The sequence below is a fragment of the Fervidobacterium riparium genome, from assembly GCF_025370035.1.
GTDB classification, from domain to species: domain Bacteria; phylum Thermotogota; class Thermotogae; order Thermotogales; family Fervidobacteriaceae; genus Fervidobacterium; species Fervidobacterium gondwanense.
In genome coordinates this window covers 2173668-2194901 of sequence record NZ_CP009277.1, presented here as the reverse complement: position 1 = coordinate 2194901, position 21234 = coordinate 2173668, and the positions used below count along the sequence as shown (strand labels likewise).

Here is a 21234-nt window from a genome sequence, read left to right as displayed (position 1 = left end):
ATAATGGCAAAAATGGAAGAGAACCTGATACAAAAAATTAGGGAAATGAGCTACGAAGAATTGGAGAAATTTGCCGATGAAATACGAAGATACATGATAGAAGTGACTTCCGCAAACGGAGGTCACTTGGCTTCCAATCTTGGTACAGTTGAATTGACACTCGCACTTTATAGGATCTTCGACCCGTACAAAGACTACATCATCTGGGATACTGGCCACCAAGCGTACACGCACAAATTATTGACAGGCCGATGGAACGAGTTCAAAACACTAAGAACTTACGGTGGCATATCAGGATTCACGAACATATTCGAATCTCCAGTTGACAGATTCGGAGCAGGTCATGTGGGTACGTCTATCTCAGCTGCGCTTGGAATAGAGAAAGCTTTAAAACTGAAAGGTGAAAAGGCTAACGTTGTTGTGGTTATGGGTGATGGCGCATTAACAAGCGGGCAAGCCTTGGAAGCTTTGAATCAAGTAAAAGCTCAGCATTCAAAGATAAAAATCATACTCAACAGCAACGGGATGAGCATTTCAAAAAACGTTGGTGGCCTTTCGATGCTCCTCGAATCGCTCAGAACGAGCAAAATTTACGTTACGATTAAAGAAAGAATTAAGCACGGAATGAGCGAAAATGTAGAATTTGAGCTGAGAAAAATAAGAGAAGCACTCAAAGTAGCACTTGTAGGCGAAGATTTCTTTGAATCGCTCGGATTAAAACATTTCGGTCCTGTTGATGGTCACGATATAAAATCGCTCGAAGAAGCGTTCAAGCAAATCAAAGACTATCCATACCCGACAGTCTTGACAGTATTCACGATCAAGGGGAAGGGTTATCCGCACTCTGAGGAAAACCCGACGAAGTACCACGGTGTTGAAAAGTTTGATCCCGACTCTGGGGTTTTCGAAAAGCCGCAAGCTGCGTATTCGTACAGTGAGCTTTTTGGCAAAATTCTAACAAAGATAGCTGAGAAAGATGACAAAATAATAGCACTCACCGCAGCAATGCCAGACGGAACAGGCTTGACACAATTTGCCAAACAATTTCCCGAAAGATTCATCGATCTCGGTATAACAGAACAATCTGTTGTGACGTACGCAGGTGGTCTTGCAACAATGGGTTACAAGCCCGTTGTTGCAATATATTCAACGTTCTTGCAGAGAGCATATGACCAAATAATTCACGACATCGCCTTGCAGAACCTGAACGTTATTTTTGCAATAGACAGGGCAGGATTAGTGGGAACAGATGGACCTACGCACCACGGAGTTTTTGACATAGCATACTTGAGACCTATTCCAAACGTGAAAATATTAACGCCGCTCAGCGGACAAGATTTGGCAAACACACTCTACACCATACTTACAAACAGTAGCGAATACACTGGACCGATCGCGATCAGGTACCCGAGGGATACAGAATTTGGCAATTTGGACGAAATCTGTGGTAAAATAGAGAAGATAAATCCATTTAGCTGGCAGATTCTGAACGAAGGAAAAGACATTGCGCTACTTGTCGTAGGAACTCTTGCAGAAAAGTACTTGGAAATTTCTAAAAGGAACAACTGGACATTGATAGGAGTGAGAAGTGTTAAGCCGCTTGATGAACAACTTCTAAGGCATATAATATCGACACACAGCCATATTTTCACAGTGGAAGAAGGAAGCCTCAGTGGCGGTTTTGGAGAAAGTGTTTCCAAATACTTGAATTGCCAGGCTGAAATTTCAAATAAGCCGTATATATACAACATTGGAATACCGGACGAATTTATAACGCATGGACCAAGGGGAAAATTGCTCGAATTGGTAGGACTTGACAGTAGTAGTGTTGAGAGAAGAGTTAGAGAGATAACAAAAGTGAAGGGAGTGATTGTATGAAGTTTCAAACTCAATATGGAGAGATTGAGATTACAGTAAATGCAATTAGAAAACTTGTCTACCTTGCTGTCCTCGAAACGTACGGACCAATTAGCATTGGTTCGGATAACTGGTTCAACAGGTGGTTTTCTTCTGATGAAGGAAAGATAAGAGTCGAAGAAGATGAATACGGACACCTAAAAATTGATATATTCGTCGAAGTGGAATATGGCACGAAAGTCACCGAGGTTGGCAAAAACATAGAAGAAAACGTGGTGCACAAACTCAAAGCCTTTGCAAACTGTGAAAACGCAGAAGTTGACGTGCACATAATTGGCGTTAGATGAAATGAGGTGGTAGCTTGATTACAACAATAAATGGAGTTGAGATGAAAGGTATCTTCATGAAAGGTACCGAAAATTTGCTGGCACATAGAGACGAAATAAACGCACTGAACGTTTTCCCGGTACCGGACGGTGATACCGGTTCTAACATGAGCTCAACGATGCTTGAAGCTTGTAAATACCTCGAAAACACCACAGAAGAAAAACTGTCGAACGTTCTTGATGTTATTAAACGCGGTACACTGATGGGAGCTCGAGGAAATTCTGGAGTTATACTCTCTCAAATATTCAGAGGTTTCTGCGATACCTTATCGAAGAAGAACAAAATAACAGTCGCAGATTTTGTAAAGGGAATCAAAGGTGCAAAAGAAGTTGCCTATAAAGCTGTCCTGAGGCCTGTTGAAGGTACGATACTCACAGTTGTGAGAGTTTTAGACGAACATTCAAAAGAACTTGCCGCATGCGAAAGTTTTGAGCAACTCTTTGAGAAAATGGAACAGATAGCGTTAGATACGGTTAAAATGACGCCTAATTTGCTGCAAAAGCTCAAGGAAGCGAACGTTGTGGACGCTGGCGCCAAGGGGCTTTACTACATAATTCAGGGGTTCAAAATGTACATCCTTGGTGACAAAACGATAAACCTCCAAGGCGTTGAGACAAGGCCTTCGGAAGAAATCACCATAGCGTACGAAGAATTAACGTACCAGTACTGTACCGAACTAATAGTGAGAGCGAGAAAAGATATCAAAGACGCGACGAAAAAAGAGCTTGAAAGTTACCTTAATTCAATGGGCGATTCCGTGGTGTTCTTTGTTCAGGACGACGTAATTAAACTGCACGTTCACACAAATAACCCGGGACAAGTAATTGAAACTTTCCTCCAGCATGGTGAACTATTGAAGGTTAAAATCGACAATATGAAAGAACAGCATGAACACGTTGTTGGAGAATATACAAAGAAAGAACGCAAGAAGATTGCATTTGTTGCAGTCTCGCCAGGAGAAGGCATATCAAAGGTATTAACAGACCTTGGCGTAGATGAAATAATCTCGGGTGGTCAATCGATGAACCCGAGCATGGCTGACATACTTGATGCGATCAGGCGAGCGAATGCGGACAACATATTCGTATTTCCAAACAACTCAAACATAATCTTAGCGGCTGATCAAGCAGCGAAAGTGGCTCAGAACGAAGGGATCAATGTAATAGTAATAAAAACTGTGAATGTCCAGCAGAGTGTTAGTGCAATGATTTACAAGATGGGAGAAGAAATTGAAGAGATAAAAAACAGCATAAACGAAGCCATTGCTAAAACGACTGCCATATCAATTACAATCGCGGTTAGAGACTCGAAATATGCTGGTGAAAAGATAAAGAAAAACGAATACCTCGGATTTCTTAACAAAGAATTAGCAGTGCATCACAGAAATTTGGTAAACGTTTTGGACAAACTGTACGAAAAATGCAACTTAAAAGATCGGGAAGTGCTAACGGTGTTCGTTGGTTCGGACGCAACGCCTATCGAACAGAGCATAGTTGAGAAGTATACTAAGAAGAAATATCCGAATGTGCAGATAGAATTTTTAGATGGTGGGCAACCACACTATCCTTTCTTAATGTTAGTTGAGTAAGTTTTTAAAAATCGTATTGAAAAGAGGAGCATAGGATGAGGGAAGTAATGAATGTTGTAAACGTTGATGATAAATACGTATATTTATCTTTAATGGTCAATGAAGCAGGCTGTTCTGCCTGCGCTTTGGCAGGCTCATGCTCGGTAAAAGGTGAAAAGGGCACACTTAGAGTGCGGAAGGACGATATGAAGGAAGAATTCAAAACAGTCTTGCCAGGTGACACCGTCATCGTTGATTTGAAACACAACGAAGCTATCTTATCACTTATCGTGTATGGCATACCACTTGCCGGATTTCTAATAGGAGTATTGATTGGATACATCCTCAAACTCCAAGATTTGATTTCCTTTGTGCTTGGGATTGGATTTGCTGGTGTTGGCGCACTGCTCACGAGACTTTATGACAAAAAATACAAAATTGAAGTAATCGATGTTAAAAGAGCAACCGTGCAATCTTGGCATAGTGACAACATAAATGAGCCACTAAATTCTTAAAGAGCTTAAAGAAAACCCGTGAGGGGGATGGTTGAATGGTTTACACATTCAAAAAGGGAGAGCCGAAAAACGGATGGGTGACTATCGTCCACGGTCTTGGTGAACACATCGGACGGTACGAACGGTTAATCAACTTGCTTACTGAAAACGGTTTTGGCGTTTTCGGTTTTGACTTACCGGGACACGGAAAGAGCGGGGGGATAAAGGGGCACACGTCTATTGAGGAGATTATAGAGCTAATAGACGACCTAACAAAATCGACGCAGAAATTCGCGATCTTTGGCCACAGCCTTGGTGGGCTGATAGCAATAAGATATGCAGAGCTTAGACCACAAAAAATTTCAAAGCTTGTGGTCTCATCACCGGCACTACATCTTGAACCTAAGCCGAGCCAGGTTATGATGCTCAAAATATTCTCATTCTTAGCACCATTCATGACGGTGAAGAACGGTATAGACCCAAATCATCTATCTAGAAGCAAAGAAGCCGTTGAAAAGTACATCTCAGATCCATTGGTTCACGACAGGATATCGATTAAACTCGGAAAAAGCATGCTCAAGAACGTTGAACTCGCTCACGAACAAGCCCAGCGAATAAAATGTCCGGTTGCTGTGCTCATAGGTACAGAAGACAGAGTAACACCACCGGAAGGCGCAAAGAGATTTTTCGAAGAGCTCCAAACAGAAAAAAGGATTGAGGAATTTTTGGGAGGGTACCACGAATTATTTGAAGATCCGGAACATGCCGACGGCTTCCATGAGAAAATTCTCTACTACATAAAAGATTGGAAATCTGAAGAGCGATAAGCGAAGGTCATAGAAAGGAATGGAGAGAGCATGGCTATCTACAAAACAAGGTTAGGCGAGTTTGATATAAACGATGATGAAATAATCACATTTCCAGGCGGAATACCGGGATTTGAGAATTTGAGAAAGTTCTTCATATTATCATTGCAAGAAACAGCTCCGATAAGCTGGCTTGTGAGTATTGAAGATGAACAAGTATCTTTCCCGATAATTGATCCATGGATTGTCAAAGAAGATTACGAGATAGAACTATCCCAGCAGGAAGTGGCGGAGCTTGAAGTTGAAGACCCTTCAGAATTGATAATCTGGTGCATTGTTACGATACCTCTTGGCAAACCGCAAGAGGCAACGGTGAATTTGAAAGCACCAATTGTCATAAACGTCAAAAAAGCAAAAGGGATACAAGCGATACTTGAAAATTACGACATGAGATACCCGCTAATGGATGCAACGAAATCCGACGAAGAAAAGAAAGAAGAATAGGCACTCAAAGAGTAAAAAACTTGAAAGTGGTGAAAATTATGCTTGTACTATCGAGAAAAGTTGGCGAGAGTATACTGATAGGTGATAACATACAAGTGAAGGTGATTAAGATCGAAAACGGCGTCGTCAAGATAGGCATAATGGCTCCTTCGGACGTTAAGATATATCGCGAGGAGATTTATTCCACGGTGGCTGCACACAATAAAGCTGCCTTAGGTACGGCGGACTTATTGACAAATGTGATGAAACTGAAGGAGGCACTCAGAAATGATAAAGATAGATGACAAACTAGTTGAACATCTCCTAAAGCTATCAAGACTAACGTTCGATGACAAAGACAGGCTGAAGAACGATCTGCAAAAGATCATAAACTACTTCGAAATACTTTCCGAAGTCAACACCGAAGGTCTTGAACCAATGTACACACCTATTGAAGAACCGTGCATTTTAAGAGAAAAAGAACCAGTGGAGTTTGAAAACATCGATGGAATTATTGAGAACTTTCCTGAAAAAGATAATAGGCTTATCAAAGTCCCGGGTATTTACGGATAATTCAAAGGTAAAAGAATGGCAGAAATCTGAAGAACTTGCGGCACAGTACCTTAAAAAGAAAGGATACAAGATCGAAAGTCGAAATTACCGCACACCTTTCGGAGAAATCGACATAATCGCAAAGAAAGGAAACATGTATGTCTTTGTTGAAGTAAAATCCGGTACTGGTCGAAAGATAAGACCATCAGAAAGAGTTGACGAAAACAAGCACCAGAGAATCTGCAAAGTAGCAGAATATTATATCCATAGAGAACTGAAGAAAAAAAGGCGGGATGATTTTCTTTACAAGACTCGGATTGATGTGATAGAGATAATCGATGGCAAGATAACACATTACGAAAATATTGGGTGGGATTTCGTGTGAAGGTAATAGCGACTAACAAAAAAGCATACACTGACTACATAATAGATGAAACTTACGAGGCTGGCATAGTGCTCGTTGGAACGGAAGTCAAATCGTTGAGGGAACACGGCGCCAGTTTCAAAGACTCGTTCTGCAGGGTCAAAGACGGGGAGATATTTTTGTTGAACCTGCACATACCTCCTTACAGATTTGGAAACATCTACAACCACGATCCAGAAAGACCGAGGAAGTTGTTGCTCCACAGAAAACAAATAGACAGAATTTGGGGCAAAATCCGTCAAGAAGGATATACGGTGATACCAACGAAAATATACTTCAACAACGAAGGTAGGGTTAAAGTAGAGATCGCAGTGGCGAAGGGTAAGAAGAGCCACGATAAGCGAGAAGAGATAAAGAAGAAGGAAATTGAAAAGAGAATAAAAGAATATATTAAACGATAGTATAAGCTCGTATATCTTTTTCACGTTTCTATGCAGGAGTTGAGGATTTTATGTCGACACAGAAAAACAACTTCGTACCCAGAGCAAAAATAATAATCGGCGATAGTCGAAAAATGAGGGAAGTTAACGACGAAGAAGTAGACTTAATCGTCACATCTCCACCTTACTGGCACATAAAGGACTACGGTGTGAATGGACAGATAGGTTATGGTCAAACACTTCACGAATATCTTAATTCGCTTTACTGTGTGTGGTCAGAAAGTTACCGTGTGTTGAGAAATGGTGGAAGGTTATGTGTAAACGTTGGAGACCAATTCGCAAGAGCGGTGGTGTATGGTCGCTACAAAGTAATTCCCATACATGCGGAGATAATTGCCCAGTGTGAAGATATAGGTTTTGATTTCATGGGATCTATCATCTGGCAGAAAAAGACCACAATGAATACGACAGGCGGAGCCAATGTAATGGGCTCATATCCATATCCCCCAAACGGTATTGTAGAATTGGATTACGAATACATTCTCATATTCAAAAAACCCGGCGATAACAAAAAGGTACCAAAAGAGGTAAAAGAAGCTTCGAAACTTTCTAAGGAAGAATGGAAAGAATACTTTTCAGGACACTGGACATTTGGTGGAACAAAGCAGATAGGTCACGAAGCTATGTTTCCGGAAGAACTTCCCAGAAGGCTTATAAAAATGTTCACATTTGTTGGGGATACGGTTTTAGATCCATTTTTAGGCAGTGGAACTACCGCAAAGGTTGCTTTGGAACTTAATAGAAATGTAATTGGATACGAAATTAACAAAGATTTTTTAGAGATGATAAAGACAAAGATAGGCATAGGACAAAACATCTTCTTAACGTCGGAAAATATCCAGATAATTGAAAGGGAGCAAGAATTTAAAGAGCAAAGTACGAACAATTACGTTCCAAGAATCAAAGATGCAAAACCTCAGATAGAGCCAAATAAGTTAAAATTCACTGGTGAAAGACTGTATAGAGTAGTTGATATCATTGACGAATGTACACTAAAACTCGATACGGGCCTTGCTGTAAGGTTTCTCGGAATAAAGATAGAAAAAAAGAAAGAAGCCATCGAATACCTTCAAAAGTATGTGCTCGGTAAGAATGTGTTTTTAAAGCTTGAAAGTGCTGTTATTGTTGATTCAGGAACTTTGATAGCATACATTTATCTCAAAAACAAGATCTTCATCAACGCTTACCTTATAAAATCAGGTATTGCAGTACCAGATTTCGAAGTTGAGCACAGATATAAGAACAAATTTTTAGGACTTTGGGAGGAAATCCGAAGTGTCAAAAGAATGGATTCTGAACATAGCTACAAACCGGTGGGGTTTAAATAAGAAAAGCAAAGTTGGACCTGTTTCGGAATGGATTAGAGAGTGCAAACCAAAATCTCTCGAGGAATGGAAATTATTCTATTTCGATAAGATAAAAAAGGAAATTTTAGAGCCTAATGGCAACACACAAAATGCTCACGAGTATATAAAAGATTTGGGACAGAGACTGTATGTAAAGATAACGGAAGTTATGCAAGCCGAGTTGAAGGAAATAACAGAAGAAGACTGCATTTTGTATATAGAAGATTTGGTTTTGAAAAAAACATTTGATGGGTATCTTACAGAGATTGATACAATTCACGAGAAAATCCAATTAGAGTTAAAACATCTCGATGTTGCAATAAAACCTGCACCCGACGAATGGGACAGAAAGTACAACGTTGATTTCTATGTAGACGTTTCAGGAAGCTACATAGGTATTCAAATAAAGCCGATAACTTATCAACAGAGTCAACAGATATACAAGTGGAAGGAATTAATGAACAAAAGCCACGAGAGATTTAGGGAAAAGTTTGGGGGGAAAGTTTTCATCGTGTTTTCAATCAAAAATAATGATAAGAAGGAGATTTTCAATCCTGAGGTAGTCGAAGAAATTAAAAATGAAGTTGAGAGATTGAAGAATTTGAAAATAGATGAAATTACAAAAGGAGAGTGATAACATGGATATAAGAAAAAAGGTCGAAGAAAAACTCAGATCATTCAAAGAAAGTTACAAACCAGACGTCATAGATATAGATCCAAGTAAAATCAACATCAACACCTACATCGATCACACAAATCTCAAACCTACCGCAACGACAGAGGAAATTAAAGCGGTCTGCAAAGAGGCGTTGGAATACAAATTCAAAGGCGTATGCATAAATCCATCCTTTGTTCCTATGGTTTCGCAGATGCTTAAAGGCTCGGATGTGCTCACAGTGACGGTTGTTGGATTCCCGCTCGGTGCAACGAGCACGCACTCGAAAGTTGAAGAGACAAAATGGGCGGTTGAAAATGGCGCTCAGGAAATCGATATGGTTATACACATCGGAAAACTCAGAGAAGGCGATTACGAATACGTGTACAATGACATAAAATCAATTGTTGAAGCGGCGAAAGTACCTGTTAAAGTGATAATCGAAACATGCTTCCTCACAGATGAAGAGAAAGTTGCAGCTTCGGTAATTTCAAAACTTGCAGGTGCAAAATTCGTAAAAACGTCTACAGGTTTTGGCACAGGCGGTGCCAAATTCGAAGACGTTCAATTGATGCGCTGGGCGGTTGATGGTGAAATAGAAGTTAAGGCATCAGGTGGAGTAAAGACTTACGAAGATGCATTAAAGATGTTATCTGCTGGCGCAACGAGAATAGGCACGAGCTCGGGAGTTGCTATCGTCACGAGAAAGACGAGTACCTCGGGAGGATATTGATTAAATCGTTATTTGAACACTATAAATAGGGGGTGGTCCGCATGAAAGTTTTGGGTCTAATTTTGGCAGGGGGCAAGAGCGATGCGCTTGGTAAGCTCGTTTACAAACGAGCAAGTGCCGCCGTACCGGTCTTTGGAAAGTACCGTGCAATAGACTTCACGCTAAGCAACATGGTCAATTCCGGCATATACAAAGTAGGTGTTTTAACCCAGTACAACCCGCGCAGTCTTATGGACCACCTCGGCTCAGGTAAAGAATGGGATCTTGATAGAAAACACGGTGGATTGTACATACTTCAACCTTACCTTGGAATGACCGGAGAGTACTGGTATCGTGGTACAGCGGATGCTCTATTCCAAAACACCACGATGCTCAGAAGAGGCGATGAGGACTACGTAATAATAGGTTCCGGCGACCATATCTATAAAATGCTTTACAACGACATTTACAGCTACCATTTCGCCAAAGGTGCCGATGTAACACTCGTAGTTAAAGAACTCGATGAAACATACGACATCACACAATATGGGGTTGTAACAACTGAGCCAGACGGTAGGATAACACAGATACAGGAAAAAGTTCAGAATCCTTCGACAAGAAAAGCATTTTTAGGTATTTACTTCATAAACAAGCATTTGTTGCTCGAGCTCCTTTATGATACAGTACCAGCTGGTAAATACGACCTTTTGCTTGACGTGATAATACCAAACCTTTCCAAGCTGAAAGTATACGCGTACGAGTTCAGCGGATACTGGAGAAATGTCAAGAAAGGAATAGCAGAGTACTACAAAATGAACATGGAAGTTCTCAACAGCCCTGCAATTCGCGAAGAATTATTTGTGAAGTACGGAAAGGTGTATACAAAATTGAAAGACTATCCACCTGCCAAATTCACGGGTACTGCGAAGGTAAGTAACTCGATAGTCGCTGATGGCTGTATTATATCTGGAAATGTCAAAAATTCTGTGCTCTTCAGGGGAGTTGTAGTACGCGCAGGTGCTCGAGTTGAGAACTCGATAATTATGCAAGATAGCGTTATTGAAGAAGGGGCTATAGTGAGAAATGCAATAATAGACAAGAACTGCGTAGTTCGCGCAGAGCAGATGCTGATCGGCGATTTTGAGCCTGTGGTCTTAGAAAAATGGATGGTTATATAGCGGGGGGTGAAGGGGATGCAGAACGTGCTTGGTTTGATACTCGCAGGTGGTCAAGGAACGAGGCTCGGAGTACTGACGGAAAAAATACCCAAACCCGCCGTTCAATTTGGTGGAAAATACAGGATAATAGATTTTACCATGAGCAACTGCGTCAACTCAGGAATATACAGAATAGGTGTGCTTACACAGTACAGACCACACTTGCTCAACAAACACATAGGTATCGGCAAACCGTGGGATTTAGATAGAAAGGGTGGAGGAGTTACGATACTCCAGCCATATTCTACGCTTACTGAGAGCGTATGGTACAAAGGAACAGCCGATGCGGTTTACCAAAACATCGAATTCATAGACGAATACGAACCAGAATACATTGTCGTTCTTTCTGGTGACCACATATACTCGATGGACTACAGCGAATTTGTTTACTACCACATATCGAAGAATGCACTGGCGACGATAGCCTGTATGGAAGTGCCGCTCAGCGAAGCCCACAGATTCGGGATAATGATAACGGACATCGACAACAAGATCGTTGAATTCCAAGAAAAGCCGAAAGAACCGAAATCGAACTTAGCTTCTCTTGGTATCTACGTCTTCAATTGGAAATTCATAAAAGATGTGCTCATCGAAGATGCGAAAAACGAATCGAGCGACCATGATTTTGGAAAAAACATAATACCGAATATCCTCACAACAGACCGTGTGTATGCATTCCCATTCGAAGGGTATTGGCAAGATGTAGGAACTATAAGATCGTATTGGGAAACGAATCTTGAACTCGTGAGGCCCATTCCTCCGTTTAACATCCATGATCCGAATTGGCGCATCTACACAAGGTCTGAAGAAATGCAACCGGCATACATAGCTCCTGAAGGCGAAGTAAGGAATTCAATAGTGAGCGAGGGTTGTGAAATCTACGGAACTATTGAAAATAGCGTTATAGCTCAGGGTGTAAAACTTGGCAAAGGCAGCGTCATTAAAAACAGCGTCATAATGGCAAAAGTTGAGATTGGAGATAACGTGTACATTGAAGATGCGATTGTGGCGGAAAATACCATAATCAAAAACGGTTGCAAGATAGGCATAGGTGAATTTGCCGAGAGCAAATACGACAAAAAGGTCTACGATTCACACATAACAGTTATCGGAATGGACACCGTTGTGGAGGAAGAATGTGTCTTCGGTAAGAACGTTGTGATTGGCAACGACCGGATAGTACCGAAAGGAACGCAGATAGAGAGTGGCGGATACTACATTTAATTTCTTTGATATGTTTAATATACTTTGCAATCTTGCTGGGAGGAATAGTAGGTGGATCTTTATTTTATAAAAGTTCGTGCTCGAAGTAAAGGAACAGCAGAAGACATAGTTGGATATTTTTTTGGAAAAACGAACAGCGCACCCGATTTTGATTTCTTGGTTGTTCCTTTGCGTTATTCAAATATAATCGACAGCATCACACTGAATGAAGACCTTAGAGAATTTAAGGAAAAGCTCGAAAAAGCCAAACAAGAGATAAAAGCAATACCGGGTGGGCACGATGTAACTATCGCATTCTTAGCGTACCTTAACAACATGCTGAACAGGAGGGGGAAAATTCCACTTGGTATTGAGTTCTCGACTGCCGTGAAGGAGTCGGATACAGAAGTTATGAAGGTCATAATATCTGATCTGCTCGAAGAATGGAGCCCGAAGATGGAAGTTGACGTACGGGCTCAAGGTATGTTTCTTGAAGAATATTCTGCATACACGTTTCTCAGCATGCAGGAAGATTTTTCTGATGAAAATGTTGTAAAGGTTTACACAAGAGCGGATGTAGTGGATCTGCCAGAAGCATTTCCCGTAATAGACCCAATTAACGGAACTTCAATTGTCCAGTTTGACATAGGTGATAAAATTCCTGTCGTCATTTTAAACCCCGGAAAATACGAAAAAAAGCTGAGGGAGCTCTATCCAAACTTCGATTCTGACAAATTTTCAATTGAAGCAACGCTTCTTAGCAAAGAACTTGTGAGAGTAGGCGGCGGGAGCCTTTACTTAGTAAAAGTGGAACTTTCAGAAGGATTAATTGCTAAAGCTCTTATCAGTCCAGCACTTAAGATTCTCAGTGATGAAACTTATTTTATCAAAAAGAGAAGGCAGCAGACTGAACAAAAAGAGCATATTGAAAAGGTTCCAAGGTCTATAAAAGTTGAGATACCACCAACAACCGGTTCGGAGCTTCTAATATCTTTCATGACCACACTCCTCGTTACTGGAGCACTGCTGATAATCATATACTTGTTTATGAAATAAAGTTCAGCGCAAAAATAACTTGAACTACGGGGTGGAAGACATTGAGGAAAACACAGCTGAATGAAAATAACATAAAACAAGTTGTAAGCCTCGTCTACGAAGAAAAGAAAGAATTCTACGATGAACTTTTTGGTTCGAATGCTCAGAAATATATAAAGAAGGCATTTGACATGGATGTACCACCTTTTATTAAGCGCAACTGCATCGTGTTGGAGAGTGATGGTGACGTCAAAGGGGTTCTTCTATATGCCACAAAAGCTGAATTTCGACACGGATACCAGCGCTGGTTTAACGTTCTTGGTTTCAAAATTGTTCCAGTTGGATCGAAGATGATCTACATCATCCAAAGACTGCTGATGGATTTTGCTATAGATGATCTGTACATAGTTTCGTTAGCGGGGGAATTAAAAGAGTGGCTACTTTATAAGTACATTAAATCAAGCCGTTACAGAAAAATAATAGTCGATGCGTTGGATAGCGATATCTTCGCTCGTTTTAATTTTACAGAAGAAAGACCGGTGCACCCGAAACTGAGGCGATTTTCAAAATTCTGTGACTACGAAAATATGGGTGGAATCGGCTGGGACACACATCCACTCGTTGAGGGGAGGAAACTCATCATCGGCGGTGTTGAAATAGACTCGAACTTGGGACTCCAAGGGCATTCCGATGCCGATGTTCTCTCTCACGCCATAATAGACAGTCTTGTTGGAGTAACGCTGAAAAGCGACATCGGGTCTATATTCCCAGAAAATGACGAGAACAGGGGACGCAGCAGTATAGAGATGCTCGATATAGTTGTAAGAACGATTAACAAAAGCGGATTCTTTCCATCTTCAGTGGATTGTGTTATAATTTCACCGATAAGACTGAAAAACTACAGAAAGGATATATCTCAAAAACTTGAAGATATACTCCGATGTCCTGTGTCTGTGAAGTTCAAGAGCGGAAACGACGTATACCCTGAATCGCAGATGAAAGGAATAACTGCGATCTGCGTGAGCAATGTGGATAAGATATCATAAAAATTGCAAAAACGATGGAGGTGTGGGAGATGGTAAATAGCTACATAAAGTCAACTGAAGAGAAGATGAAAAAATCCGTCGAAAAAATCGCAGAAGAGCTAAAGCATTTAAGAACTGGAAGGGCAACGCCTGCAGTTCTTGAAGAAATAAAAATAGACTACTACGGAGTACCAACGCCTGTTCTCCAGGTTGCCCAAGTAACGGCAGAAGAACGCCAACTCATAGTTAAACCTTGGGAGAGAAACCTGTTGTCTGCCATTGAAAAAGCGATACTTGCAAGCGACCTCGGATTGACACCTGTAAACGATGGAACGGTTGTGAGAATCAACTTCCCAACACCAACAACCGAACAGAGACAAAAGTGGGTAAAGAAGGCAAAAGAAATAGTAGAAGAGGGCAAGATAGCGATAAGGAACATAAGACGTGATGTACTAAAAGATGTGAAAGACGACAAAAAGGATGGAAAGATATCGGAAGATGATGAAAAAAGATTAGAAAAAGAGATTCAGAATTTGACTGATAGATACATAGCCGAGCTCGATAAACTCTTTGAAAAGAAAGAAAAGGAGATTATGGAATTCTGATGGACAAGCCATTAACCCATATAGCGTTCATAATGGACGGTAATGGCCGTTGGGCGCAGAAACAGGGCAAACCGAGAACCTACGGCCATTACGTGGGAGCTTACAAAATAGAAGAAGTTGTTAGATGGTGTGCAGCACGTGGTGTAAAATACACCACGTTTTATGCATTTTCAACGGAGAATTGGAAACGCCCGCCGAAAGAAGTTGAATTCATCTTAGGACTTCTTGTTGAAAAAATAGGTGAGTTTTACGAGCGCATGTCGAAAGAAAACGTGAGGCTCAGATTCATTGGACGGCTCGACGGACTTCCGGACATCGTTAGAGAAAAGTGCATTGAGTATGAAGAAAAGACAAAAGATAACACAAAAATACAAGTAATCATGGCGTTGAACTACGGCGGCAGGACTGAGATAGTCGATGCTGTGAAAAAGATATTCGAAGAAAAAGCTGAAATCAGCGAAGAAAATTTCAAAAACTACCTCTACGCACCGGATGTTCCAGACCCGGACCTTGTTGTGCGCACTTCGGGTGAAATGAGGATAAGCAACTTCTTAATCTGGCAGATTGCCTACAGTGAGCTATACTTTTCCAATTTGCTTTGGCCTGAATTTAGCGAAGAAGAGCTTGACAGGGCCATAGAATCCTACAGAAAGCGCGAACGCAGATTTGGGGGTATCAGGGGGAATGGGTAAAGTGGAGAGCAAGAAAAACAGCTCTTTAAAGAAAGAGACTATTCAAAGAATTATAAGTGCTCTAATAGTTGCACCGTTTGTCGTATTTTGCTTTGTCTCGTACCAGAGCTTAGTTGGACTCGTCGCTGCGATTGTCTTAATAAGCTCGAGTGAATTCTTTTTTACGACTATCAAAAGAATAAACAGCTGGCTCGCGATAACGTACTCTGCTATCGTTACAACGTATCCTATACTCTACGGCGTAGCTTTTAGAAAATACCCGATGGAATTACTTTCCGTTATATTCATGGTAGGAATAATCGTTGCACTCAGCAAAGTTAGAGATAGGGAGATAATAACCGAAGTTTATTTTGCTTACTCAGTGGCGCTTGTATACATAAGCTTTTTGCTTTCGTTTTTTATCCCGCTGTACGATGTATATGGAGCTGCTATAGCACTGCTTACGCTAACGCTTTCTTGGACATACGATAGTTTTGCTTACGCGTTTGGCATGACTATGGGAAAGCACAAATTCGGAAGTTACTATAGCCCAAACAAAAGCTGGGAAGGATTCTACGGAGGAATCTTCGGAACGTTTGTTTACATACTGATTTACCAATTCGTTGCTAACAGCCTCTTCAAATCGAACATGCACATAACTCCGATTTTTGCTGTCGTAATTGCAATCACAACGGGCATTATGGATACATTTGGTGACATATTCGAATCGTCCATAAAACGCCACTACAATGTCAAGCACATGGGCAACCTGATGCCAGGACACGGCGGAATGCTCGACAGAATCGATGGATTACTCTTCATGACACCAATTCTCTATATCTTATTTAAGTTTTTTTACTAAAATCTAAGACGAGTGAAAATGATAATACAAGATAATTGCGGAGGTGTAGTTTTGTGAAATACATGACTAGCGATGAGATTAGAGAAGCGTATCTGAAATTTTTTGAAACCAAAGGCCATAAGAGACTCCCGAGTGCTTCGCTCATTCCAGACGACCCGCAGCTCATGTTCACAGTTGCAGGTATGGTACCGTTCAAACCTATATTTTGGGGAAAAGTCGACCCGATATATCCGAGAGTCACAACATGCCAGAAATGTGTTAGGACTAACGACATAGAGAACGTTGGGCGCACACCGAGGCACCACACGTTCTTTGAGATGCTTGGAAACTTCTCATTTGGTGATTACTTCAAAAAAGAAGCTATCGCATGGGCTTGGGAATTCGTCACTAAAGTCCTTGAAATGCCGGAAGAAAAATTGTGGGTTACCATATACGAATACGATGACGAATCGTTCGAAATCTGGAAGAGCATAGGTGTGCCGGAATACAAAATAATTAGGATGGGTAAAGAAGACAACTTCTGGGGACCTGCTGGTCCAACCGGTCCTTGTGGTCCTTGCTCTGAGATACACTATGACACAGGTATAGAAGTTCCCGTGAAAGATGGCGGAACACCGAATCCGGGAAACACCGATGGCAGATTCATTGAAATTTGGAACCTCGTCTTTACCGAATTTTACCAAGACGAAGAGGGCAAATTACATCCGTTACCGAGAAAGAACATAGACACCGGCGCTGGACTTGAACGTATCAGCGCAATGATGCAGGGCGTACTGTGGAACTTCGATACTGACCTCTTCAAGCCTATAATTGACACCATCCAAAACGTGCTAAACGTAAAATACAAAGAAGATCCGAAAAAAGACGTATCGATAAGGGTTATCGCCGACCATGTCAGAGCAGTCACGTTCATGATAGGAGACGGAGTGCTTCCTTCAAACGAAGGAAGAGGTTACGTACTTAGAAGGGTGCTTAGAAGAGCGCTCAGGCACGGCGCACTTCTCGGTGCAAAAGAGCCATTCCTTTACAAAATAGTCGACAGCGTAGTGAAAAAGATGGGGCACGTCTATCCTGAGATTGTTGAGAAGCAGAGCTTTGTAGAAACGATCATTAAGGCGGAAGAGCAGAAGTTCATTACAAACCTTTCGAGAGGTCTTGAATTAGTGCAGAAAATAGTCTCTGCAAGCGGAAAGATTTCAGCTGAGGACGCGTTTAAGCTCTACGACACATACGGCTTTCCAATAGATATACTCAGAGACATCGCACAGGAGAACAACTACGAGCTCGACGAGGCAGGGTTTGAGAAATACTTACAGCAGCAACGCGAAAGGTCAAGAAAAGCCCAGGGCGAAGTGGAATTTGCTCAAAAAACGGGGTACGAAACGCTTGATTTAGAAACAGTATTCGTCGGATACGACACGATGGAGTCTGAAAGCACTGTCCTGAAGATCAAGAAGGACAACGAATTTGTCGAAGAACTCGAAACAGAAGGCATGGAATGTGAGTTAGTTCTTGACATAACACCATTCTACGCAGAAAAAGGTGGACAAGTTGCAGACAGGGGCACTATAAATTGGTCAAACGGAAGATTTGAAGTTGAATACGTGTACAATCCAGTTGAGGGTATAATTGTCCACAAAGGTAAACTGTATGGTAAGATAAAGGTAGGAGAAAAGATACTTTCCGCTGTTGATGAAAAAAGAAGATGGACAATGCGAAACCACACTGCAACCCACTTGTTGCACGCAGCACTTAGGAAGGTATTGGGAACACACGTGCGCCAAGCAGGTTCTCTTGTTGAACCGGAAAGATTGAGATTCGACTTTACTCACTACCAGGCACTGACAAAAGAAGAAATCAAACAAATAGAAGATATGGTAAACGAAGTAATTCTGCAAGCCATTCCGGTTGTCACTGAAGTGAAGAGCTACGACGAAGCGGTTAAAGAAGGTGCGATGGCTCTCTTCGAAGAAAAATACGGAGATTTCGTCAGGGTCGTAAAAGTGGCAGACTTCAGCGAAGAGCTCTGCGGAGGTACGCACGTTAGAAACACGGGAGAGATTGGACTTTTCAAAATAATTTCCGAAAGTGCGGTTAGTGCCGGTGTGAGGAGAATAGAAGCGATAACTGGAATGAACTCGCTCGAATACTTGAGAAATCGCGAATCGATTTTGGAAAGCTTGAAAGAACGCCTTGAAGTGCCGATGAGCGAAATAAGTGTAAAAGTCGAAAAGATAATAGAAGAAAAGAAAGCTCTCGAAAAGGAACTTGCAAGCCTCAAAATAAAGCTCATAAACCCGGAAACGATAGCCAGCAGTTCAAAGAGCTTCGAAGGAATCAATTACCTATCGTTTGTCTTTGATTCCGTCGAGCCTGAAGTGCTGAAAGACCTGACTGACGATGTCTCTGAAAGGATAAAGGGTATCGTCCTGCTCATATCCAAACTTGAAGGAAAAATCGTCTTCACAATCAAAGTACCAAAAGAACTGACAAGCACATACAACGCAGGTAACATAGCCAAAGCTGTTGCAAAGGTCCTTGGCGGCGGTGGTGGTGGAAGTCCAACATTTGCACAAGCAGGCGGAAAGTTGCAGGAAAAGATACCTGAAGCACTTGAATTGTTTGAAAAAATAATCAGAAGGGAAGTGCAATGATGTTTGGCAGGTCTGATCTCGGAATAGACCTTGGCACGGCGAACACGCTCGTGTACGTAAGGGGGAAGGGGATTGTAATAAACGAACCTTCCGTCATATCGATCAACGTAGAAACGAATGAGATAATAAAAGTTGGCGTCGAAGCTAAGAAGATGCTTGGAAAAACGCCGAGTTACATACAAGCGATAAGGCCGTTAAAAGACGGAGTTATCGCAGATTACGACGTTGCACTTGCGATGCTTACGTACTTCATAAACAAAGCACAGGAAAAATTCTCTTTCTTCAGACCAAGGGTAGTCATCGGCGTTCCAGTCGGCGTTACGGAAGTTGAAAGCAGAGCATTGCTTACTGCTGGAAAAGAAGCCGGCGCGAAGAAGGTGTTTTTGATAGAAGAGCCGATGGCAACAGCACTTGGTGCGGGTTTACCGGTTGAAGAACCTCAGGGAAACATGGTTATAGACATAGGTGGTGGAACAACAGAAGCAGCCGTCATATCGCTCGGCTCAATAGTCACGTCAACCTCAACAAGGATTGCGGGCGACGAATTCGACGAAGCGATAATACAGTACGTCAGGGAGATATACAGAGTTTCGATTGGAGTGAGGACAGCAGAGCGCGTTAAGATAGAAATAGGTAATGTCTATCCACTAAAAGAATTTGATGAACTCCAAACGGAAGTTGTTGGAATAGAACTTTCAAGTGGACTTCCAAAGCGCCTCATACTCACTGGTGGTGAAATACGTGAAGCGATAAGACCGACAGCGATGCAGATAGTTGAGACTGCGAAAGTTACGCTTGAAAATACGCCTCCAGAACTCGTTGCGGACATAACGGAAAGAGGAATCGTTGTAGCTGGTGGTGGCTCACTTTTAAGAGGCATAACAGATCTGTTGTCCAAAGAAACAGGAATCAAAGTTTACCAGGCTGAAGACCCGATGACGTGCGTTGCGAAAGGTGCCGGAATGGTGCTTGACAAAATCGACATACTGGCGAGGTTGAAAACTGCAGAATGAAGATTAATCAACTGACGTTAACGTTCATAATTATTCTTACAATATTCTTTCTTGATGTTTTTACAGACAACGGAATAGCAAAATTGCTACATTCAGTATTTTCAAATGCAGCATATCCGCTTTATATCGCGAAGACAAGTCTCGAAAACTATTTTGAAAAAAACGTAACAGTTCAATACATAACGATATTTGAAAATAAAAAGCCAGAGTTATTAGATGTGTTAAGCGTGGAACTCAGAGGGCTGTACGTTCGCAATTTGAAAAAAAGAGGTATAATAATCAACGAGGAAGGCAAGTTGATAGGCTTTGTTGAAAAGACGGGACAAGTTGGGTATGTGACGAAATGGTGGGAGAGCGAGTTCCCTGTCACAATATCAGCGACGGACCTCAGCGTAGTTGGGTATTACAAGAAATACAGAATAACGATACCAGACCCAACAATCGATGTCGATAAACTTTCAGGCATGGTTTATCTTTCCGAATATATGCCATACGGAAAGTTGCTCAAAGAACGTGGGATCAACTTAGGTGTATTCAAGGAGGGCGAATTTTTAATAAATATACCAAAAATAAGAAGTAAAGTAATCTTGCTGGAAGATTACACAGGTAGTGAGGAAAATCCTCAAAAGTGAGGGGGACTGAAGATGGGTTACGAAGAATTAAGCAGAGAAGAACTTCTCAGAAAAGTCATGGAGCTCGAAGATGAAGTGACGAGATTAAAAATGCGGGAGTCAGAACTTGAGATACTTTTGAATGAGTATTCCTCGATTATGAAAAAACAGTTCGAAGTTTTCGACGATTTCATTAAAGACGTCGGAACAAAACGAATGATAGACCCACTTACAAGGGTGTACTCGCAGGAGCACCTTTTAAAACTCATCTCGTATTATCACCAGAAAGCATTTGAAGAGAACTTCGGATATGCCCTCGTGACGATAACCATCAACAACTTTGAGAAAATGGACCAGATGGAGAAAGAACACACTCTCTTGAGAATAGGGAAATTACTCAAGGAGCTTGTCAGGGTGCCACTTGACAGCGTTGGAAGGTACGCGGAAAACCAGTTCATGGTATTGCTCACAGAAATAACAAAAGAACAAGCTGAAAAGGTTAGAGAAAGAATCGAAAACGCTATGGCGCTACATAATATCGATGTAACAATAAAATTTGCAAGCTATCCAGACGACTCGACTAATCTTGAAGAACTGGTCAGAACAGTTGAATAG

The 21234-nt window shown here is 41.5% G+C and carries 24 protein-coding genes; all 24 read left to right on the top strand.

Annotated features, from left to right (window positions below; translation table 11 throughout):
• Window positions 1-12 precede the first annotated feature (12 nt).
• Genes dxs through IB67_RS10325 form a run of 24 tightly spaced genes read left to right on the top strand, consistent with a single transcriptional unit; the run spans window position 13 to window position 21234 of the window.
• Window positions 13-1878, top strand: coding sequence for a 1-deoxy-D-xylulose-5-phosphate synthase (gene dxs / locus IB67_RS10440; RefSeq protein WP_498875517.1), 1866 nt, complete (start codon window positions 13-15; stop codon window positions 1876-1878).
• Window positions 1875-2204, top strand: coding sequence for an Asp23/Gls24 family envelope stress response protein (locus IB67_RS10435; RefSeq protein ID WP_072757342.1), 330 nt, complete (start codon window positions 1875-1877; stop codon window positions 2202-2204). Before dxs ends, IB67_RS10435 begins: the two co-directional genes overlap by 4 nt.
• A gap of 17 nt (window positions 2205-2221) precedes the next feature.
• Window positions 2222-3832 carry a DAK2 domain-containing protein gene (locus tag IB67_RS10430; protein ID WP_498875516.1) on the top strand — a complete coding sequence of 537 codons (1611 nt, stop codon included), beginning with the start codon at window positions 2222-2224 and terminating at the stop codon, window positions 3830-3832.
• Window positions 3833-3867: 35 nt separating this feature from the next.
• Window positions 3868-4326, top strand: a complete 459-nt coding sequence (locus IB67_RS10425; protein WP_072757340.1) for a SoxR reducing system RseC family protein — start codon at window positions 3868-3870, stop codon at window positions 4324-4326.
• A gap of 35 nt (window positions 4327-4361) precedes the next feature.
• Window positions 4362-5132, top strand: a complete 771-nt coding sequence (locus IB67_RS10420) for an alpha/beta hydrolase (RefSeq protein WP_072757338.1) — start codon at window positions 4362-4364, stop codon at window positions 5130-5132.
• Window positions 5133-5162: 30 nt separating this feature from the next.
• Complete coding sequence (gene fliW / locus IB67_RS10415; protein ID WP_072757336.1) at window positions 5163-5615, top strand: flagellar assembly protein FliW; 453 nt, start codon at window positions 5163-5165, stop codon at window positions 5613-5615.
• A gap of 38 nt (window positions 5616-5653) precedes the next feature.
• Window positions 5654-5899: a carbon storage regulator CsrA gene (gene csrA / locus IB67_RS10410; protein ID WP_072757334.1), complete on the top strand. Its 246-nt coding sequence runs from the start codon at window positions 5654-5656 to the stop codon at window positions 5897-5899.
• On the top strand, window positions 5883-6167 hold the full coding sequence (gene gatC / locus IB67_RS10405; protein ID WP_072757332.1) for an Asp-tRNA(Asn)/Glu-tRNA(Gln) amidotransferase subunit GatC: 285 nt from the start codon (window positions 5883-5885) through the stop codon (window positions 6165-6167). Before csrA ends, gatC begins: the two co-directional genes overlap by 17 nt.
• The gene (locus IB67_RS10400; RefSeq protein WP_084634283.1) at window positions 6100-6531 is read left to right on the top strand and encodes a YraN family protein; all 432 of its coding nucleotides are present in this window, start codon (window positions 6100-6102) and stop codon (window positions 6529-6531) included. Before gatC ends, IB67_RS10400 begins: the two co-directional genes overlap by 68 nt.
• A complete protein-coding gene (smpB, locus tag IB67_RS10395; RefSeq protein ID WP_072757330.1) occupies window positions 6528-6971 on the top strand; it encodes an SsrA-binding protein SmpB in 444 nt (147 codons plus the stop codon). The genes IB67_RS10400 and smpB overlap by 4 nt, the downstream gene beginning before the upstream one ends.
• A 50-nt stretch (window positions 6972-7021) precedes the next feature.
• On the top strand, window positions 7022-8338 hold the full coding sequence (locus IB67_RS10390; protein WP_072757329.1) for a DNA methyltransferase: 1317 nt from the start codon (window positions 7022-7024) through the stop codon (window positions 8336-8338).
• Window positions 8286-8990 (top strand): MjaI family restriction endonuclease, encoded by a 705-nt coding sequence (locus IB67_RS10385; RefSeq protein ID WP_072757327.1) that lies wholly within the window; start codon window positions 8286-8288, stop codon window positions 8988-8990. Before IB67_RS10390 ends, IB67_RS10385 begins: the two co-directional genes overlap by 53 nt.
• 4 nt (window positions 8991-8994) lie before the next feature.
• Window positions 8995-9744, top strand: coding sequence for a deoxyribose-phosphate aldolase (gene deoC, locus IB67_RS10380; RefSeq protein ID WP_072757325.1), 750 nt, complete (start codon window positions 8995-8997; stop codon window positions 9742-9744).
• Window positions 9745-9785: 41 nt separating this feature from the next.
• Window positions 9786-10901, top strand: a complete 1116-nt coding sequence (glgD, locus tag IB67_RS10375) for a glucose-1-phosphate adenylyltransferase subunit GlgD (protein ID WP_339746943.1) — start codon at window positions 9786-9788, stop codon at window positions 10899-10901.
• Between the two features lie 15 nt (window positions 10902-10916).
• Window positions 10917-12164 carry a glucose-1-phosphate adenylyltransferase gene (locus tag IB67_RS10370; protein ID WP_072757323.1) on the top strand — a complete coding sequence of 416 codons (1248 nt, stop codon included), beginning with the start codon at window positions 10917-10919 and terminating at the stop codon, window positions 12162-12164.
• Between the two features lie 51 nt (window positions 12165-12215).
• Complete coding sequence (locus IB67_RS10365; RefSeq protein ID WP_072757322.1) at window positions 12216-13199, top strand: DUF4899 domain-containing protein; 984 nt, start codon at window positions 12216-12218, stop codon at window positions 13197-13199.
• A 41-nt stretch (window positions 13200-13240) separates the two neighbouring features.
• Window positions 13241-14224, top strand: a complete 984-nt coding sequence (locus IB67_RS10360; protein ID WP_072757321.1) for a 2-C-methyl-D-erythritol 2,4-cyclodiphosphate synthase — start codon at window positions 13241-13243, stop codon at window positions 14222-14224.
• A 29-nt stretch (window positions 14225-14253) separates the two neighbouring features.
• The gene (gene frr / locus IB67_RS10355; protein WP_072757320.1) at window positions 14254-14808 is read left to right on the top strand and encodes a ribosome recycling factor; all 555 of its coding nucleotides are present in this window, start codon (window positions 14254-14256) and stop codon (window positions 14806-14808) included.
• Entirely contained in the window at window positions 14808-15500 is a 693-nt protein-coding gene (uppS, locus tag IB67_RS10350; protein ID WP_072757319.1) for a polyprenyl diphosphate synthase, read from the top strand. The genes frr and uppS overlap by 1 nt, the downstream gene beginning before the upstream one ends.
• Entirely contained in the window at window positions 15493-16341 is an 849-nt protein-coding gene (locus tag IB67_RS10345) for a phosphatidate cytidylyltransferase (protein WP_072757318.1), read from the top strand. Before uppS ends, IB67_RS10345 begins: the two co-directional genes overlap by 8 nt.
• Window positions 16342-16394: 53 nt before the next feature.
• Window positions 16395-18995: an alanine--tRNA ligase gene (gene alaS / locus IB67_RS10340; protein WP_143145230.1), complete on the top strand. Its 2601-nt coding sequence runs from the start codon at window positions 16395-16397 to the stop codon at window positions 18993-18995.
• Complete coding sequence (locus tag IB67_RS10335; RefSeq protein WP_072757836.1) at window positions 18995-20008, top strand: rod shape-determining protein; 1014 nt, start codon at window positions 18995-18997, stop codon at window positions 20006-20008. Before alaS ends, IB67_RS10335 begins: the two co-directional genes overlap by 1 nt.
• Window positions 20005-20640: a hypothetical protein gene (locus IB67_RS10330; RefSeq protein WP_072757317.1), complete on the top strand. Its 636-nt coding sequence runs from the start codon at window positions 20005-20007 to the stop codon at window positions 20638-20640. Before IB67_RS10335 ends, IB67_RS10330 begins: the two co-directional genes overlap by 4 nt.
• Before the next feature lie 12 nt (window positions 20641-20652).
• Window positions 20653-21234 carry a diguanylate cyclase domain-containing protein gene (locus tag IB67_RS10325; protein ID WP_072757316.1) on the top strand — a complete coding sequence of 194 codons (582 nt, stop codon included), beginning with the start codon at window positions 20653-20655 and terminating at the stop codon, window positions 21232-21234.

Coding starts and splice junctions, on each gene's coding strand:
- dxs (WP_498875517.1), top strand. CDS start 13: ATGGAAGAGAACCTGATACAAAAAATTAGGGAAATGAGCTACGAAGAA.
- IB67_RS10435 (WP_072757342.1), top strand. CDS start 1,875: ATGAAGTTTCAAACTCAATATGGAGAGATTGAGATTACAGTAAATGCA.
- IB67_RS10425 (WP_072757340.1), top strand. CDS start 3,868: ATGAGGGAAGTAATGAATGTTGTAAACGTTGATGATAAATACGTATAT.
- IB67_RS10420 (WP_072757338.1), top strand. CDS start 4,362: ATGGTTTACACATTCAAAAAGGGAGAGCCGAAAAACGGATGGGTGACT.
- fliW (WP_072757336.1), top strand. CDS start 5,163: ATGGCTATCTACAAAACAAGGTTAGGCGAGTTTGATATAAACGATGAT.
- csrA (WP_072757334.1), top strand. CDS start 5,654: ATGCTTGTACTATCGAGAAAAGTTGGCGAGAGTATACTGATAGGTGAT.
- gatC (WP_072757332.1), top strand. CDS start 5,883: ATGATAAAGATAGATGACAAACTAGTTGAACATCTCCTAAAGCTATCA.
- IB67_RS10400 (WP_084634283.1), top strand. CDS start 6,100: ATGGAATTATTGAGAACTTTCCTGAAAAAGATAATAGGCTTATCAAAG.
- IB67_RS10390 (WP_072757329.1), top strand. CDS start 7,022: ATGTCGACACAGAAAAACAACTTCGTACCCAGAGCAAAAATAATAATC.
- deoC (WP_072757325.1), top strand. CDS start 8,995: ATGGATATAAGAAAAAAGGTCGAAGAAAAACTCAGATCATTCAAAGAA.
- glgD (WP_339746943.1), top strand. CDS start 9,786: ATGAAAGTTTTGGGTCTAATTTTGGCAGGGGGCAAGAGCGATGCGCTT.
- IB67_RS10370 (WP_072757323.1), top strand. CDS start 10,917: ATGCAGAACGTGCTTGGTTTGATACTCGCAGGTGGTCAAGGAACGAGG.
- frr (WP_072757320.1), top strand. CDS start 14,254: ATGGTAAATAGCTACATAAAGTCAACTGAAGAGAAGATGAAAAAATCC.
- uppS (WP_072757319.1), top strand. CDS start 14,808: ATGGACAAGCCATTAACCCATATAGCGTTCATAATGGACGGTAATGGC.
- IB67_RS10345 (WP_072757318.1), top strand. CDS start 15,493: ATGGGTAAAGTGGAGAGCAAGAAAAACAGCTCTTTAAAGAAAGAGACT.
- IB67_RS10335 (WP_072757836.1), top strand. CDS start 18,995: ATGTTTGGCAGGTCTGATCTCGGAATAGACCTTGGCACGGCGAACACG.
- IB67_RS10330 (WP_072757317.1), top strand. CDS start 20,005: ATGAAGATTAATCAACTGACGTTAACGTTCATAATTATTCTTACAATA.
- IB67_RS10325 (WP_072757316.1), top strand. CDS start 20,653: ATGGGTTACGAAGAATTAAGCAGAGAAGAACTTCTCAGAAAAGTCATG.